This window comes from Synechococcus sp. CS-205, assembly GCF_025128255.1.
GTDB lineage: Bacteria > Cyanobacteriota > Cyanobacteriia > PCC-6307 > Cyanobiaceae > Regnicoccus_A.
In genome coordinates this window covers 218,711-234,447 of record NZ_JAHLZB010000024.1, presented here as the reverse complement: position 1 = coordinate 234,447, position 15,737 = coordinate 218,711, and the positions used below count along the sequence as shown (strand labels likewise).

Genomic DNA, 15,737 nt, shown 5'->3' with positions numbered 1-15,737 from the left:
GGTTGTAGCCGGCTGGTCCGGCTTTCGGGCACTGAATGTATCAGTTAGGTAGTTGTACTCAGGCTGATCGCTCAGGGGCGATCGGGGAGGTCATGCCAGCGGCTGCCGCTCAACTGGATCTGCAGCACCTCAGCCCGGGATGCGACGCCCTCCCGCTCCCAGGCCGCCACCATCGCCCGGCTCACCGCCTGGGCATGGTCGGCGCTGGCCAGGGCCAGCAGGCTGGGCCCGGCGCCGCTGATCACACAGCCCCAGGCACCGGCATCGAGGGCCGCCTGCCGCACCTGGCGCCCCCCCTGGATCAGTCCCCAGCGGTAGGGCTCATGCAGGCGGTCGTGCATGCCATCAGCGATCAGATCGCCATTGCCGGTGCGCAGACCCTGCAGCAGGAGAGTGAGTGAACCCAGATTGACCACGGCGTCGGAAATCGGGACCACCTTGGGCATCACCCGCCGCGCCTCACTGGTGGAGAGACGGATGGCCGGAATCGTCACCACCACCTTGACGCTCTCGTGCCACTCACAGCGCACCACCCTCCAGCGATGGGAGGCCGCTTTCGCGGTCATGCAGAGGCCACCCAGCAGGGAGGGCACGACGTTGTCGGGATGCCCCTCGATGTCGATGGCCAGTTCCAGCAATTTCTCCTTGCTCAGTGGTTCACCCACCAGGGCGTTGGCACCGATCAGCCCCGCCACGATCGCCGTGGCGCTGCTTCCCAGCCCCCGGGCCGGAGGAACCGCCAGGCGAACCCGCGCCTCGAGAGCCACCGGCTGCTGCCCCGCCTCCTTCCACACCCTCTGGGCGGAGCGGTAGACGAGGTTGTCGGGTCCACCGCGCAGGTGGGCGCCCTCGCTGCCCTCGATCAGCAGATCGAAGCGCTCACCATCGCCCTCGATGCAGCGCAGCTCGAAGCGGTTGTTCAACTCCAGGGCGGCTCCCAGACAATCGAACCCTGGACCGAGGTTGGCGGTGGTCGCCGGCACATCCACCTGCACACCCTGCCCGATGCGGGGCCTCACCATCACGACCGTTCTGCTCGAGCCAGTGTCCCATCCACCCGATCAGCCCCGGGCCGAACACCCTCAGCCCAGCAGCATCCTGGCCCGGCAGGCGGCGCTGAACAGACCGGCTTCGGGATCACTCAGGGCCCGCAGCGGGATCTCCTCCAGCACGGGCGTCAGGCGTCCCTTGGCGGCAAAAGGTGCGAGAAAGGCCTGGGATCGCAACCGGGGCAGGAGCTTCGCGGCGGTGCCGCCCCCCAGCCAGAGGCCGCCGCGGCAGAGGCTCTGCAAGGCCAGATCACCGGCCACGCTGCCGTAGGCACCCAGCCAGAGGTCGAGGGCGGCCCCGGCCGGGGCGTCCCCTTCGCCCGCGGCGGCGGCCACCAGGGCGGGCAGATCCGGTCGCTCCGCCTCCCCCCGGCGCTCGGCCAGAGCCCACAGTCCTGCGGACTCCGCCAGGCCATGGGTGGAGCTGGTCCGGGAATCGTGGAGGACCCAGCGGAAGACATGGCCCAGCCCGGTGCCGCTGACGATCCGCTCGATCGAGACCCGCTCCAGGGCCAGATCCTCCTGCAGCCACTGCTTCAACCGCCACTCCCGCTCCAGGCGCGGCGCGAATTCCCCGTGGGCGGCCTCGCTGGCCAGGGCGATCAGACCCTGGGGCCCTGGGACCCCGATGGCCACCCCCAGGCCTGTTCCGGCCCCCAGGATCGCCAGGGGCCCAGGCCTGGACTGGCCCGGACGGACCATCGCCTGTTGCTCGGCCCCGAGGTGGGGCAGGCCGTAGATCAGCACGGCGAAGTCGTTCACCAACTCCAGCCGCTCCAGGCCACAGGCCGCCTCCAGCTGGAGCTCCTCCAGCTCCCAGGGGAGGTTGGTCAGCCGCACCCGCCGGTCCTGCACAGGCCCGGCGATGGCCAGACAACCGTGGCTGGGGCGCTCGGATCCGGGATCGCCGCCGGCGAGGAAATCGCTCAGCAGGGCCGAAAAGTCGTCCCAGGCCGCCGACGGGTAACGCTGGCAGCGAAGCTGCACCAGCGAGCCGCCCTCCAGCCGGTAGATGGCCAGCAGGGTCTTGGTTCCACCGATGTCACCGGCCAGCAGGGTGGTCATGGAGAGGGTCGCTCAGGAAAGGCCACCGTCAGGGGCTGGAGGCCGGCGACGGCTCCAGGGACAGACCGGAGGCGCGGGTCTCACTCGCTGCCCGTGCCGCCGTCACCAGGGTTTCAGCCTGCACGCTGCCAAGGTCGCCATCGCGGCGGGAGCGGAGGCTGACACTGCCCTGCTCCGCCTCCTTGGCACCGATCACCGCCAGCACGGGGATCTTCTGCTGCTCCCCCTGGCGGATCAGCTTGCCGAGGCGATCGCCGCTGCGATCGATGGCGGCGCGCACGCCGGCAACCCGAAGCTGGCCCAGCAGCTCCTCGGCGTAGGGAATCACCTCATCGGTGACCGGCAGCAGGCGCACCTGTTCGGGGGCCAGCCAGAAGGGAAAGTCGCCGGCATAGTTCTCGACCATGATCCCGAAGAATCGCTCCAGGGAGCCGAAGATGGCCCTGTGAATCATGATCGGCCGCTGGCGTGTTCCATCGGCGGCAACGTAATGGAGATCGAAGCGCTCAGGAAGATTGAAATCAAGCTGAATCGTGGAGCATTGCCACATTCTTCCAATGGCATCTTCGATCTTGATATCGATCTTGGGGCCATAGAAGGCTCCGCCACCCTCATCAACTTTGTAGGGCCATCCCTTGCGATCGAGGGCCTCCATCAAGCCGGCGGTGGCGAGATCCCAGACAGCATCGTCTCCGATCGATTTCTCCGGCCGGGTGGACAGATTCACCTCATAGGTATGAAAGTCGAAGCTGGAGAGAATTGTTTCGGTGAGGTTGAGCACTCCGAGAATCTCATCACCGATCTGCTCGGGCAGACAGAAGATGTGGGCGTCGTCCTGGGTGAAGCCGCGCACGCGCATCAGACCATGCATCACGCCGGGTCGCTCGTAGCGGTACACCGTTCCCAGCTCGGCCCAGCGGATCGGCAGCTCGCGGTAGGAGCGCAGGGTGCTGGCGTAGGTGAGCACGTGGAACGGGCAGTTCATCGGCTTGAGCTGATACTTCCGCTCATCCACCTCCATCGGCCCGAACATGCTCTCGCTGTAGAAGTCGAGGTGGCCGGACGTTTTCCACAGGCTCAGGTCCGCCACATGGGGCGTGTAGAGCAGGTCGTAGCCCGCCGCGAAGTGGGCCTGCCGCCAGTAATCCTCAATCAGCAGGCGCATGCGCGCGCCTCGGGGATGCCAGAACACCAGACCGGCGCCGGCCTCATCCTCGATCGAGAACAGCTGCAGGTCGGTGCCGAGGCGGCGGTGATCACGGCGCAGAGCCTCCTGCTTGCGGTGCTTGTATTCCGCCAGCTGCTCCGCTGTCTGCCAGGCGGTGCCGTAGATCCGCTGCAGCTGGGCCCTGGTTTCATCACCGCGCCAGTAGGCGCCGGCCACGCTCTCAAGCTCGAAGGCCTTGGGATTGAGTTCGCCGGTGTCGGCCACGTGGGGCCCGGCGCAGAGGTCCCACCACTCCTCGCCCAGGGTGTAGAGGGTGATGGGCTCCTGGATTCCGGCGAGAATCTCAAGCTTGTAGGGCTCGTTCTGGGCCTTGATGCGCGCCTCGGCCTCCGCACGGCTCACTTCGAGGCGCTGCAGGGGCAACTTGCGGGCAATGATCTTGCCCATCTCCTTCTTGATGGCCTTGAGATCGGCCTCGGTGAAGGGTTCGGGGTTGTCGAAGTCGTAGTAGAAGCCGTTCTCGGTCCAGGGACCGATCGTGACCTGGGCCTTGGGAAACAGCTTCTGAACTGCCATGGCCAGCACATGGCTCATGGAATGGCGAATCCGCAGCAGCTCCGGACTCTCGCTCGTGCGCGGCAGGCGGACCGGGCCACTGTCGCCGCCCAGGGTCACCGCCGGCTCCATGCTCGGGCCATGGCCAGCGGCCTGGAGCGTCGACGGGTTTGGGGACACGGAATTCGGCGAGGCCAGGGCCGATCCTACGCACCGGATTCAGCCTCGCCGGCCCATCGATTCCTAAGCTTGAGCGGTGAGTGACGTTCCCTCCACACCGGATTCGACCCCGATTCCTGGGGCAGCGGGCGAGCTGCTGGACCAGCTGCTGGGCTCGCTCCTGGTGGATTTCGACTTCTGGTTCCAGCGCGGTCTGGTGCTGCTGGAGCACTGTCCCGCCTCCGTGCTGGCCACCGTCGAGCAGAACGCCCTCTGCGAGCGCCTGCAGACCGCCCGCAAGGAGTTGGTGGCCGCGCGGACCCTGCGTTCGGCCGCGCCGGTGAGCATGGCCCTCGACATGCAGGCCATGGCCCCCTGGCACCGGCTGGTGCTGAGCGTCTGGAACCTCTCGTCTGAGCTGCGCCAGGCGGGGGTTGTGCTGCCCGAGCTGCCCCCACCCCCCAAGTCTTGAACCGCCCAAGATCTCGATCGATCACACCGCGCCACCGCCAGGTGGCGCCTGGGTATCTGCTCTGGGCCCTGGGTTTGTTCGGGATCTGCGGCCTGCAGCGCTTCTATGCCCGTAAGCCCGTGAGCGGGACCCTCTGGCTGCTCACCTTCGGCCTCTGCTACATCGGTCAGCTGGTGGATCTGTTTCTGATCCCGGAGCTGGTGGATCAGGCCAACCAGCCCCTGTTGCTGGCGGAAGCCCTGGAGGCCCTTGAGGCCAGTGATCCCGCTGGAACGACCCTGCCACCCCTGGATCTCCAGCTGTTGTCGCTGGCCCGCAGGGCCGGCGCGAGCGGTTTCACATACAACGATGCCCTGCTGGAGTGCAAGCTCCCCCGCGACACCCCCCGCGAGACAGTCCGCCAGGAAATCGAGCGGCTTCTGCACGACGATCTGCTGGATGTGGGCAACGACGAGCGGGGCCGGGTGGTCTACCGGGAGCCCTGATCAACCCAGACGGCTGTCCGCCAGCTGCGGTGGCTGGCGATCGAGCTGCTGCTGAAAGAAGCGGCGCAGCTGGGTGGCGCTCTTGACCGGCTGGCCGTAGGCACTGCCGCCGTGGTGCAGGGGGAAGGAGGCCCACTCTCCGGCCAGGCGCGCCATCGCCTCGTTGCAGAGCTGGCCCCGGTCGATCAGCTCGAGGGCCCCGCGCTGATCGGCCAGGTAGAGCGCCGCCTGGTCCTGGTTGGCGGGCCCGAAGCCGCGCAGACTCAGACTCCGGCTGGCCGATCTCCAGGTGGCGGGCAACATCTGATAGGCCCCGGCGGCGGCACTGGCGTAGCGCTTCACAACCACGGTGTCGGGGTGGCGCTCCAGAGAAGGCACCAGCTGGCCTCCATAGAGGGTGCGGTAGCCCCGGGGAGAACCGTCGGCCCATGTGCCCTCCGCGAAGCGGATCGTGGCCAGCAGGGCCCTGCGATGGGGGGTGAGGTCGTAGCGGGCGGCGTTCTCCGAGGTGGGCGGCACGAGCGTCTCCGGCTTGGCCTCAGGCTCCGTGGTGGAGGGGGTGGAGCTGGCAGCAACAGCGACCGGAGGGCTGGGGACGGCGGCCAGGGCCGAGCTGTAGCGGCTGGAGATCAGGGCCGGCAGGACCAGCAGCAGGGCGGTGCTGCCCAGGGCGTCGATGGGCCCACGGGATGTTCCCTTGCCAACCATGCAGAATCAATTCTTAAAGATTCCGAAACTGTGCTGGTTGGCACACCACATCTGGAACAGTGGTCGCCGAGGGCTGGACAATTAGGCTTCGATGTGCTGATCGCGTGCTCCGTCGGGCCCACCAGGGCCGAAACAGGGCCAGCACTGGAGCCCTGATCCTCCGGGTTACCACACACAACTCAAGAAGCAAGCCCTGCCCGGGAGCTGGATGATCAGGGCCGCTGATCCATCTCAAGCCGACGATCAGCTTGCCGGCAGAAATCCCATCGCCTCACGCACCCGCGTCAGCGAGGCCTCCGCCACTGCTGAGGCCCTCTCACGGCCGCTGCGCAGCACCTGATCGAGATAACCCGGTTCCGCGAGGATGTCTTCGTAGCGCTCCTGCAGGGGGCGCAGGGCTTCCACAGCCGCCTCTGCCAGCAGGGGTTTGAACTGGCCCCAGCCCATCGAGGCGCACTCCCGGGCGGCGACCTCGCGGCCCACCCCACTCAGCAGGGCATAAAGCGCCAGCAGGTTGCCGGCCTCCGGACGCTCGGGATTGTCGAACTCCAGCCCCATCACTGGATCGGTTTTCGCCCGTTTGATCTTGCGGGTGATCAGCTCGGGGGGATCGAGCAGGTTGATGCGAGAGCCCTCATTGGGATCGCTCTTGCTCATCTTGCTGCGCCCATCCGCCAGGCTCATCACCCGGGCCCCCTCCGTGAGGATCAACGGCTCAGGCACCTTCAGCAGCGGCCGCTCCTCCGGGGCGAAGCGGGCATTGATGCGCTGCTGCGCGATGTCGCGGGCCAGTTCCAGATGCTGCTTCTGGTCTTCCCCCACCGGCACCAGATCGGCGTCGTAGAGCAGGATGTCGGCCGCCATCAGCACGGGATAGTCCAGCAGCCCCACCGAGACGTTCTCGCCCTGCTTGCGGGCCTTTTCCTTGAACTGGATCATCCGCTCCAGCCAGTTGAGCGGCGTGACGCAATTCAGCAGCCAGGTGAGTTCGCTGTGGGCCGTGACCTGGCTCTGCACGAAGACACAGGAGCGGGCCGGATCGATGCCACTGGCCAGGTACTGGGCCGCCGTGCGACGGGTGTTCTCCGCCAGCAGCGCAGGGTCGTGGGGAACGGTGATGGCGTGAAGGTCGACAACACAGAAGAACGTGTCGTGGCTGTCCTGGAGGCTGACCCAGTTGCGAATGGCCCCGAGCCAGTTGCCGAGGTGCAGTGCGCCGGTGGGTTGCACACCGGAGAGAACCCGGGGCCTGCCGCTCACGGTTGGATCTCAGCCGCCTCGACGGAGGGCTGAGGCGCGTCATCCACTGGAGGGGAGATCTCCGCCTCGGGGCTCTGATCCGCAGTCTCGTCGCTCTCCGCCTCAGCTGGAGGGGCCGGGGGGCGACTGGGCCGTGCGAAAGGATCCGGTCGGCTGGAGCGCCGCTCACCACGACCCTCGGCCGCTCCGCGGCGGGCACGTTGCCCGTCTCGGGGAGCGCCTTCGTGGCGGGCGCCACCGCCATGGGCACGGTGCTCGGCCAGCACGGCCTCAAGCTGCCCCTGCTCCAGCAACTGGGCGACGGTTCGGATCGAGAAACCCAGTGCCGCCACTGTGGAGCGGAGCTGGAAGGCCTCCTGAATGGCATGGGCGGCCCGCAGCTCGTTGTCGCTCAGGCGGATGCGGAAACCGCCGGCATCACGATCACGCCCGCCGCCGCCGCCACGACCTGACTCGATCCGCCGGGTGCGGGCGGTCTGCTCCTGCTCAGGCTGGGGCACTGCTGCTGTGTTCTCGTCGGCCATCGCCGGAGCCCTTCAATCAGGGGGCAAGTGTGCCGCATCAAGCGTTCCCGGGGCCACAAGCCAGAGCAGCCGATGGGGCTCGCCACTACCGATACGGGCCATCACCAGCAGCGGCAAGGGCCGAGGTCCCGCCGCGGCGAAGCAGCGGCGGTAGCGGGAGAGGAAGTCGAGATACGTCGTCAGGGTCCAACCGCCATGACCCCGCTCCTGGGCCTGCCAGTGGCGTTTCAGAGCCAGACCGCAGGCCTCCTGACCGAACTCCTGCCAGCAGTGGGCCTCGGCCGCTTCCGGACTCAGGCCCTGCCTGCACCAGTGGCGAAAAGCCGCCAGCTCGGGAGCGGCGGCAGTGCAATCCGGGGGCAGATGGGCCGCCAGCCGCTCCACAGGCACCTCCTGGAGCTGCAACCAGCAACGATCCAGCAGCAGCACCGGCAGGCGTCCGTGCCAGTGATCCTCCCGCTGCTGCCCTTGCAGGCGCCGGGCCAGCTGCAGCTCCAGACGTGGGGTGAGCTTCAGACTGGTGGGCAGAGCCGTCTCAACCATGGCGAGGCCGCACGACTCCTCCAGTCTGGGGGTGATCCAGCCACTCTGTGCAGGACTGGTCGGCTGAGCTAGAGAGACTCTGCTTCGGCAGAGCCCCACCCCCTTGACCACTCCCGCCGCCTCCCAGGCCCAGGCCGATCACTCCAGCGAAGCCAGGGCGGCGACGTGGCGGCCGGGGATGCCCTGGATGCCAGCGGCGCTGGTGCTGGCGGGTGGGCTGGTAGTAGGAGACAGCCTGCATGGCAGCTGGTCTGGAGCTGTGATGGCCGCCGCCGCCGCCGCCGGGATGTGGTGGCTGAGCAGGGGCAGGACACCGATCAAGCCCCGCCTTCCCTCCAGCTGGAGCGGGTGGATGGAGCGCCTGGAGGGATTGCTCGAGCAGTTTGAGCAGCTCCAGGCAGGGCCCGCCGGCCCCGAAACGGCTGCTGACCAGCAGTTGCGCAGGCAGCGGCTCCAGGAATTGCGCGACCGTCAACCCCGCCGGCAACTTCAGGTGGGCCTTGCCGGGGTGACCCTGCCGCCCGCAGGCCTCCAGCCAGCGCTGACGCAGGCCCTGAGGGCTCCCCTGCCGCTCTGTCTGCATTGGGGTCACCCGCTGAGCGGCCACAGCTCCGACTGGCGCTGGCCGCAGCTGTTCGAGCGCTGCGATCTGCTGCTCTTCCACCTGGAGCCCCCTCTGCGGGCGGCTGATCTGCGTTGGCTTGAAGCGCTCCCCGCGGACCAGACGGTGGCCCTGCTGGTGGCAAGCCCCTGCACTGGGCCGCAGCCAGGCCTGCTTGAGGAGTTGCGCGCCCAGCTGCCCGCGAACCTTTCCGATCAGGTGATCCTCTGGAGCGGCCAGGGCGACGATCTCGGCGCGGTGCTCGAGCCCTGCAGCCGGATGCTGCGGGCCCGTGGCCGGAACCTGCTGATGCAGACCGAGCTTCGCTGCCTGGAGGCTCTCCATGGGGAATGGCAGAGCCTGCTGGAGGGCCTTCGGCGTCAGCGCCTGGAGGGACTGGTGCGGCGAACCCAGTGGCTGGTGGCCGCAGGGGTGTTCACGGCTCCGCTGCCCAGCGTCGATCTGCTGGTGCTGGCCGTGGCCAACGGCCTGATGCTCAAGGAGATGGCCGAGCTCTGGTCCTGCCCCTGGCAGATGCAGCAACTGCGGGAAGCGGCCACGGAACTGGCCAAGGCAGCCCTGGCGCTGGGCATCACCGAATGGACCAGCCAGGCCCTGCTCAGCGCAATGCGGCTGGAGGGCACCACCTGGCTGGTGGGTGGAACGCTGCAGGCCCTCAGCGCCGCCTACCTCACCCGGGTGGTGGCCCATGCGATGGCCGACGTGCTCGCCCTCTCCAGCGGTGTTGCCGAGATGGACCTGCAGGCCCTCAAGCGGCAGGCCCCGCTGCTGGTGGCCAGGGCTGCCGAAGCGGAACGGCTCGACTGGAAAGGATTTCTTCAGCAGGGGCAGGCCTGGCTGCTCAGCCAGCCCGGTGCTGGGGTCAGGACAGCAGATTGACCGGCTCAAAACCAATGCTTCATGACGAGTTGATGAAGCAGTTCATGAAGTTATTCGAATACAGACAACGTTTCGAAGGATTTCCTGGCCAATTCAGGGGCTGTACTTAGCGTTGGGGAGCGCTTCTTACGTCTCAAGCTGGGTTTTGGTTGCTTCAGCCCGATCCGAGCCAGAGCACGACAAGCGCATCCATCCCGTCCTCATTCCTCCAATGACCACGGCCGTTCGCAGCGGACGCGCTGGCTCCTGGGAAAGCTTCTGTCAGTGGGTCACCTCCACCGACAACCGCATTTATGTCGGTTGGTTCGGTGTGCTGATGATTCCCTGTCTTCTCTCAGCCACCATCTGCTTCATCATTGCCTTCATCGCTGCTCCCCCCGTCGACATCGACGGCATCCGGGAGCCCGTCGCAGGATCCTTCCTGTACGGCAACAACATCATCTCCGGCGCCGTTGTTCCTTCCAGCAACGCCATCGGCCTCCACTTTTACCCGATCTGGGAAGCCGCCAGCCTCGATGAGTGGCTGTACAACGGCGGCCCTTACCAGCTGGTGGTCTTCCACTTCCTGATCGGCATCGCCTGCTACATGGGCCGCCAGTGGGAGCTCTCCTACCGCCTCGGCATGCGCCCCTGGATCTGCGTCGCCTACTCGGCGCCCCTCTCGGCCGCCTTCGCCGTTTTCCTGATCTATCCCTTCGGTCAGGGTTCCTTCTCCGACGGCATGCCCCTCGGCATCTCCGGCACCTTCAACTTCATGCTGGTGTTCCAGGCTGAGCACAACATCCTGATGCACCCCTTCCACATGCTGGGTGTGGCTGGTGTGTTCGGTGGCTCCCTGTTCTCCGCCATGCACGGTTCGCTGGTGACCTCCTCCCTGGTGCGTGAAACCACCGAGAGCGAGAGCCAGAACTACGGCTACAAGTTCGGCCAGGAAGAAGAGACCTACAACATCGTGGCTGCTCACGGTTACTTCGGTCGCCTGATCTTCCAGTACGCCTCCTTCAACAACAGCCGCAGCCTGCACTTCTTCCTGGCTGCCTGGCCTGTGGTCGGCATCTGGTTCACCGCCCTTGGTGTGAGCACGATGGCCTTCAACCTGAACGGTTTCAACTTCAACCAGTCGATCCTGGATTCCCAGGGCCGTGTGGTGAACACCTGGGCCGATGTGATCAACCGTGCCAACCTCGGCTTCGAGGTGATGCACGAGCGCAACGCCCACAACTTCCCGCTGGATCTGGCCACCAGCGAGATCGTGCCCCTGGCACTGACCGCTCCCTCCATCGGCTGATCCAGGCTGGGTCCGCTCCTTCGCAGCGACAGTCCGGATCGTTCCAGCCCCTGCCTGTGGCAGGGGCTTTTTGCTGCCGGGTGAACAGCCTGCCTGTTGTTGCGGACAGGGCTTCTCTAGGATTGTTGGCTCTGAGGGGCGGCGTTTGGGATCTCGTCCAGGGGGAGAGGCATCGGCCGCAGGCCGGAGCCCTGGCGCTGGGGCCCTGAGCTGGCTGATCGCCGCACTCGTGCTGCCGGCCCTGGTGAGCTGCCGCGGCTCAGAACCTGCCGCCTCGCCCCCCTCCAGCCCTGCCGGTGGCTCCGATGATCGCCCACTGGTGATCACCACCTTCACCGTCCTGGCCGACATGGCCCGCAACGTGGCCGGTGATCACCTCCGCGTGGAATCGATCACCAAGCTGGGGGCGGAGATCCATGGCTACGAGCCCACCCCGAGCGATCTGCGCCGGGTCGCAGGAGCCTCGCTGGTGCTGGAGAACGGCCTGAACCTGGAGCGCTGGAGTGATCGCTTCCTGGCAGGAATGCCGAAGCTGAAGCGTTCCACCCTCACCGCTGGGATCACGCCCCTGCCGATCACCGAGGATGCCTACCAAGGGAAACCCAATCCCCATGCCTGGATGTCCCCTCGCCTCGCTGAGATCTACGTGGACAACATCCGTGAGGCCTTCAGCCAGCTCGATCCGGCCAACGCCGGGGATTACCGCCGCCGCGCCGAGGATTACCGCCGCCAGCTGCGGGCGCTCGACCAGGAGTTGCGCCGCGAGCTGGCCACGATCCCGGCGGCCAGGCGGGTGCTGGCCAGTTGCGAGGGGGCCTTCACCTACCTGGCGAAGGACTACGGCCTCGATGAGGCCTACCTCTGGCCGGTGAATGCCGAGTCCCAGGTCACCCCCCAGCGGATGGCGCGGCTGATCGCCACCGTGCGCCAGCGGCAGGTGCCGGCTGTCTTCTGTGAGAGCACCGTCAGCGACAAGGTGCAACGCCAGGTGGCCCAGCAGAGCGGTGCCCGCTTCGGTGGTGTGTTCTACGTCGATTCGCTCTCCTCGCCGCAGGGGGACGCCCCGACCCTGCTGAAGCTGCAGCGCCACAACGTGAGCACCCTGATCAAGGGCCTGAAGGGAAGCTGATCGCATGGCCGCCCACCCCGACCTGGCCCCCAACGCCGAGCGCATCCGCGTCAGCCACCTCTGCGTGAGCTACCACGGGGTCGTGGCCCTCCACGATGTCTCTCTGAAGGTGAATGCCGGCAGCATCTGTGGCCTGGTGGGCACCAACGGAGCCGGCAAATCAACCCTGTTCAAGGCCCTGATGGGCTTTGTGCGCCCCTCCCAGGGGGAGATCAGCATCAACGGCCTGCCCCTGCGTCAGGCCCTGCGTCGTCAGGCAGTGGCCTACGTGCCCCAGATGGAGAGCGTCGACTGGAATTTCCCGATCCACGTGGCCAACGTGGTGATGATGGGCCGCTACGGCGGCATGAACCTGCTGCGCATTCCAGGCCGTGACGACCACCGGGCCGTGCGCAAAAGCCTCGAGCGGGTGGAGCTCTGGAACCTGCGCCACCGCCAGATCGGTGAACTCTCCGGCGGTCAGCGCAAAAGGGCCTTCCTGGCGCGGGCCCTGGCTCAGGGCGCCTCGGTGCTGCTGCTCGATGAGCCCTTCGCCGGCGTCGACATCCGCACGGAGCGGTTGATGATCGAGTTGTTCCAGCAGTTCCGCGCCGAGGGACGCACCCTGCTGATCTCCACCCACGACCTCTCCCATGTCACCGGTTTCTGCGATGAGGTGGTGCTGATCAACAAGACCGTGCTGGCCTACGGCGACACCTCCGAGGTGTTCACTGAAGAGAACCTGGCGCGGACCTTCGGCGGCAGTCCGGCGCAACTGCTGACCAGCCCGGGAGTGGAGCCACAGCCGGAAACGGGGAGCGAGCCCTGATGGATCCCCTGGTCTGGCTGCTGGAGCCGTTGCGCCACGACTTCATGGTGCGGGCCCTTCTGGTGAGCGCTCTGGTGGCGGGAGTCTGCGGGCTGCTCTCCTGCTTCATGACCCTCAAGGGCTGGGCCCTGATGGGGGATGCGGTCTCCCACGCCGTGATGCCGGGGGTGGTGATCGCCTATGCGCTGAACCTGCCCTTCGCCCTGGGGGCCTTCGTGTTCGGGGTGGGCTCGGTTGCCGTGATCGGCTATATCAAGCAGATGACCCGGATCAAGGAGGACACGGTGATCGGCCTGGTCTTCACCGGGTTCTTCGCACTGGGTCTCACCCTGGTCTCAAAGGTGCGCAGCACCATCGACCTCACCCACATCCTGTTCGGCAACGTGCTGGGCATCAGCGGCGACGACATCCGGCAGACCGTGCTGATCAGCCTGCTGGTGCTGGCGTTGCTGCTGCTGTTCCGGCGCGACCTGATCCTGTTCTGCTTCGACCCCACCCACGCCCGCTCGATCGGGGTGAACACGGGCTTCCTCCACTATCTGCTGCTCTCGGTGCTCTCCCTGGCAGCAGTGGCCGGCCTGCAGACCGTGGGCATCATTCTGGTGGTGGCGATGCTGGTGACACCGGGAGCCACCGCCTACCTGCTCACCGACCGCTTCGACCGGATGACCTGGATCGCCATCGGCTCAGCCGTTCTCTCCAGCGTGCTGGGCATCTACTGGAGCTATTGGATGGATGCGTCCACGGCGGGCTGCATCGTGCTGGTGCAGACGGGGCTGTTTCTGCTCAGCTTCCTGTTCGCCCCCCGGCACGGCCTGCTGGCCCAGCAGCGCCGTTGACGCCGGTGGAGCAGCCAAGGCCAAGCCGGAGCTGGCCCTGGTGGCCCCTGCTGCCCCTCTACCCCTACGGCCTTCGCCGCACCCTGGTGCGCACACTGATCCCCGCTCAGGTCTGGAGCTTCGAGCAACTGCAGGGGATTCTCTACGTGGCAGTGCCGATCCGCATGACGGTGCTGCGTCTGCGAGCGGGCCTGTTGCTGTACGCCCCGGTGGCCCCCACCGAGGAGCTGCTGGGGGAGCTGCGGGCCCTGGAGCAGCGCTATGGAGCCGTGCGCACGATCGTGCTGCCCACCAGCTCGGGCCTGGAGCACAAACTGCCGGTGCCGGCCATGGCCAGGGCCTTCCCGCAGGCGGAGGTGTGGGTGAGCCCCAGGCAATGGAGTTTTCCACTGACGCTGCCGCTCCCCTGGCTGGGGTTCCCCCCCTCCCGTACGCGGGTGCTCTTCGAGGATGGTGTGCCCCACGGGCAGGAACTCTCCTGGCACCCGCTCGGCCCCCTCGATCTGGGGGCAGGCACGTTCATGGAGGTGGCCTGTCTGCACCGAGCCAGTGGGAGCCTGCTGGTCACCGACGCCCTGGTGGCCATCCCGCCGGAGCCGCCTGAGCTGTTCGAGGCCGACCCCACTCCGCTTCTCTTCCATGGCCGTGACAGGGGCGATCAGCCTCTGGCCGACAGCCCTGAGCAACGACGGCGCGGCTGGTGGCGGATGGTGCTGTTCGCCTCCTACCTGCGCCCCGAGTCCGTATCAGTGCCTGGGATCAAAGAGGTGCTCAGCCAGGCCCTGCAACCGGGCCTGCGCCATCCGAGCGCCTACTTCGGCCTCTATCCCTTTCGCTGGGCGCCCGGCTGGGAGCAGGAGTTCAGGTCCCTGCTGGGCCCTGACGGGCAGCCGCGCCTGCAGGTGGCACCAGTGCTGGAGCGTCTGGTGTTCCCGCGCTGCCGGGAGGCCCTGATCCACTGGCTCGAAAACCTGGGCACGCTGAAGGAGCTGCGCTGGCTGGTGCCAGCGCACTACGACGCTCCGGTGGCTTGCTGCGGAGACGATCTGCTGGCTCTGGCAGCGGCGCTCGACAAACGGGCCTGGGCTCCGTCGGAGGGCTCCTGGGCGTATCTGGCCGGCATCGATCAGGCCCTGGTGCGCTGGGGAGTGGTGCCGAGCGACCCAGTGAGCTGATCAGGGGGCCTGGGCGCTGATCGGGAGGATCTCAGAGCTTGAGTTCGCCCGGGTCGGCATCCAGACCACCCTCTCCGAAGAGCGTGGTTTCCAGCTCCATGCGCTGCTCCATCTGGCGCAGGAAGTAGCCGGTCATCATGGCGGAAGCAAGCAGACCGGCGAGATTGTCGCGGCTGGTCTGAATCTTCACTTCGAACTGCTCACCGGGAAGAATCCCCAGCAGGCCCTGAACGTTATGGCGAATGATGTCCTGGATGTCGCCGCTGGCTGAGCGTGCAACCCGCTGAAGCACATCGGGTGACTGATCCTGCAGGTATTCGATCAGGGAATTGCCGCTGATCGCTTCGCTGTCGGTGGTCAGGAACTCCGGGTTGAACATGCCCCTCCGGCGTGATCCGTTTCTGAGGCTGCACCATAACGCAAGCTTTCAGCTCACCCAGTCCCGGTGGTGGGTGAGAACCGTATCGGGCCCAGATGGCGCAGGGGCCAGTAACGGAAGACGGCCGTGCCGATCACGTGGTCGGACGGCAGGGGGCCCCAGAGGTGGGAGTCGAGGCTGGCATTGCGGTTATCCCCCATGACCAGCAGATGCCCAGCCGGCACGGTCAGCGGAGGGAGCTCGTAATCGATCGGCTCAGCCCGCCAGGGCTCGCTCACCACCACACCGTTGCGCCGCAGCTCACCATCAGCCACCTCAATCCGATCGCCAGGCACCCCCACCACCCGCTTGATCAGGGCGGCCCGAGGGTCGTAACCGGCGGCGAGCAGAGGATCGGGTGGATGGAACACCACGATCGACCCCCGCGGCAGGGTTGCAACCAGCCGGGGCCTGAGCTTCTCCACCAGGATCCGGTCCTCCAGCTGAAGGGTGGGGAGCATGGAGCCGGAGGGGATCCAGCGGGGTTCCATCACCTGCCAGCGCAGCAGCAGGGCCACCCCCACCCAGAGCAGCAGGGGAATCAGCTGGCGAGCCACGCCCCAGCGGCGGCTGGCGCCCGACGGGGACATG

At 67.0% G+C, this 15,737-nt stretch carries 17 protein-coding genes; 8 read left to right on the top strand and 9 right to left on the bottom strand.

Annotated elements, in window-relative coordinates:
- Positions 1-71: 71 nt before the first annotated feature.
- The 3 genes from thrB to thrS are packed head-to-tail and all read right to left on the bottom strand — an operon-like array spanning position 72 to position 3,969.
- Positions 72-1,022 carry a homoserine kinase gene (gene thrB / locus KQ297_RS06425; protein WP_259738666.1) on the bottom strand — a complete coding sequence of 317 codons (951 nt, stop codon included), beginning with the start codon at positions 1,020-1,022 and terminating at the stop codon, positions 72-74.
- A 60-nt stretch (positions 1,023-1,082) separates the two neighbouring features.
- Positions 1,083-2,114 carry a glucokinase gene (locus KQ297_RS06420; RefSeq protein WP_259738665.1) on the bottom strand — a complete coding sequence of 344 codons (1,032 nt, stop codon included), beginning with the start codon at positions 2,112-2,114 and terminating at the stop codon, positions 1,083-1,085.
- A gap of 28 nt (positions 2,115-2,142) precedes the next feature.
- Positions 2,143-3,969, bottom strand: coding sequence for a threonine--tRNA ligase (thrS, locus tag KQ297_RS06415; RefSeq protein WP_259738722.1), 1,827 nt, complete (start codon positions 3,967-3,969; stop codon positions 2,143-2,145).
- 124 nt (positions 3,970-4,093) lie between these two features.
- On the opposite strand from thrS, the gene KQ297_RS06410 reads away from it, so the two are divergent.
- Together KQ297_RS06410 and KQ297_RS06405 are read left to right on the top strand one after the other, a co-directional pair.
- On the top strand, positions 4,094-4,468 hold the full coding sequence (locus tag KQ297_RS06410; RefSeq protein WP_259738664.1) for a DUF2605 family protein: 375 nt from the start codon (positions 4,094-4,096) through the stop codon (positions 4,466-4,468).
- A gap of 41 nt (positions 4,469-4,509) precedes the next feature.
- On the top strand, positions 4,510-4,953 hold the full coding sequence (locus KQ297_RS06405) for a TM2 domain-containing protein (RefSeq protein WP_259738663.1): 444 nt from the start codon (positions 4,510-4,512) through the stop codon (positions 4,951-4,953).
- On the opposite strand, the gene KQ297_RS06400 is transcribed toward KQ297_RS06405, so the two are convergent.
- The 4 genes from KQ297_RS06400 to KQ297_RS06385 form a co-directional block, all read right to left on the bottom strand.
- Complete coding sequence (locus KQ297_RS06400) at positions 4,954-5,661, bottom strand: glycoside hydrolase family 104 protein (protein WP_259738662.1); 708 nt, start codon at positions 5,659-5,661, stop codon at positions 4,954-4,956.
- A gap of 243 nt (positions 5,662-5,904) precedes the next feature.
- A complete protein-coding gene (gene trpS / locus KQ297_RS06395; RefSeq protein WP_259738661.1) occupies positions 5,905-6,921 on the bottom strand; it encodes a tryptophan--tRNA ligase in 1,017 nt (338 codons plus the stop codon).
- Entirely contained in the window at positions 6,918-7,445 is a 528-nt protein-coding gene (locus KQ297_RS06390) for a hypothetical protein (protein ID WP_259738660.1), read from the bottom strand. Before KQ297_RS06390 ends, trpS begins: the two co-directional genes overlap by 4 nt.
- A 12-nt stretch (positions 7,446-7,457) precedes the next feature.
- Positions 7,458-7,988 (bottom strand): hypothetical protein, encoded by a 531-nt coding sequence (locus tag KQ297_RS06385; protein ID WP_259738659.1) that lies wholly within the window; start codon positions 7,986-7,988, stop codon positions 7,458-7,460.
- 103 nt (positions 7,989-8,091) lie between these two features.
- On the opposite strand from KQ297_RS06385, the gene KQ297_RS06380 reads away from it, so the two are divergent.
- From KQ297_RS06380 to KQ297_RS06355, 6 genes are all read left to right on the top strand, one after another.
- Positions 8,092-9,489, top strand: a complete 1,398-nt coding sequence (locus tag KQ297_RS06380; protein WP_259738658.1) for a YcjF family protein — start codon at positions 8,092-8,094, stop codon at positions 9,487-9,489.
- 211 nt (positions 9,490-9,700) lie between these two features.
- Positions 9,701-10,777: a photosystem II q(b) protein gene (psbA, locus tag KQ297_RS06375; protein ID WP_259738657.1), complete on the top strand. Its 1,077-nt coding sequence runs from the start codon at positions 9,701-9,703 to the stop codon at positions 10,775-10,777.
- A gap of 205 nt (positions 10,778-10,982) precedes the next feature.
- Positions 10,983-11,906 carry a metal ABC transporter substrate-binding protein gene (locus KQ297_RS06370; protein ID WP_399251358.1) on the top strand — a complete coding sequence of 308 codons (924 nt, stop codon included), beginning with the start codon at positions 10,983-10,985 and terminating at the stop codon, positions 11,904-11,906.
- 4 nt (positions 11,907-11,910) lie between these two features.
- The gene (locus KQ297_RS06365) at positions 11,911-12,714 is read left to right on the top strand and encodes a metal ABC transporter ATP-binding protein (RefSeq protein ID WP_259738656.1); all 804 of its coding nucleotides are present in this window, start codon (positions 11,911-11,913) and stop codon (positions 12,712-12,714) included.
- A complete protein-coding gene (locus KQ297_RS06360; protein ID WP_259738655.1) occupies positions 12,714-13,553 on the top strand; it encodes a metal ABC transporter permease in 840 nt (279 codons plus the stop codon). Before KQ297_RS06365 ends, KQ297_RS06360 begins: the two co-directional genes overlap by 1 nt.
- Entirely contained in the window at positions 13,550-14,728 is a 1,179-nt protein-coding gene (locus KQ297_RS06355) for a DUF4336 domain-containing protein (protein WP_259738654.1), read from the top strand. Before KQ297_RS06360 ends, KQ297_RS06355 begins: the two co-directional genes overlap by 4 nt.
- Before the next feature lie 31 nt (positions 14,729-14,759).
- Here KQ297_RS06355 and KQ297_RS06350 read toward each other — a convergent pair whose 3' ends face one another.
- A complete protein-coding gene (locus tag KQ297_RS06350) occupies positions 14,760-15,107 on the bottom strand; it encodes a DUF760 domain-containing protein (protein WP_259738653.1) in 348 nt (115 codons plus the stop codon).
- Between the two features lie 53 nt (positions 15,108-15,160).
- Entirely contained in the window at positions 15,161-15,736 is a 576-nt protein-coding gene (gene lepB, locus KQ297_RS06345; RefSeq protein WP_259738652.1) for a signal peptidase I, read from the bottom strand.
- Position 15,737 lies beyond the last annotated feature (1 nt).

Bases quoted from the DNA above. Each gene is read 5' to 3' on its own strand.
- KQ297_RS06390 (WP_259738660.1), bottom strand. From the start codon at position 7,445: ATGGCCGACGAGAACACAGCAGCAGTGCCCCAGCCTGAGCAGGAGCAG.
- KQ297_RS06360 (WP_259738655.1), top strand. From the start codon at position 12,714: ATGGATCCCCTGGTCTGGCTGCTGGAGCCGTTGCGCCACGACTTCATG.
- psbA (WP_259738657.1), top strand. From the start codon at position 9,701: ATGACCACGGCCGTTCGCAGCGGACGCGCTGGCTCCTGGGAAAGCTTC.
- KQ297_RS06365 (WP_259738656.1), top strand. From the start codon at position 11,911: ATGGCCGCCCACCCCGACCTGGCCCCCAACGCCGAGCGCATCCGCGTC.
- KQ297_RS06385 (WP_259738659.1), bottom strand. From the start codon at position 7,988: ATGGTTGAGACGGCTCTGCCCACCAGTCTGAAGCTCACCCCACGTCTG.
- KQ297_RS06350 (WP_259738653.1), bottom strand. From the start codon at position 15,107: ATGTTCAACCCGGAGTTCCTGACCACCGACAGCGAAGCGATCAGCGGC.
- lepB (WP_259738652.1), bottom strand. From the start codon at position 15,736: ATGTCCCCGTCGGGCGCCAGCCGCCGCTGGGGCGTGGCTCGCCAGCTG.
- KQ297_RS06400 (WP_259738662.1), bottom strand. From the start codon at position 5,661: ATGGTTGGCAAGGGAACATCCCGTGGGCCCATCGACGCCCTGGGCAGC.
- thrB (WP_259738666.1), bottom strand. From the start codon at position 1,022: ATGGTGAGGCCCCGCATCGGGCAGGGTGTGCAGGTGGATGTGCCGGCG.
- thrS (WP_259738722.1), bottom strand. From the start codon at position 3,969: ATGGAGCCGGCGGTGACCCTGGGCGGCGACAGTGGCCCGGTCCGCCTG.
- KQ297_RS06420 (WP_259738665.1), bottom strand. From the start codon at position 2,114: ATGACCACCCTGCTGGCCGGTGACATCGGTGGAACCAAGACCCTGCTG.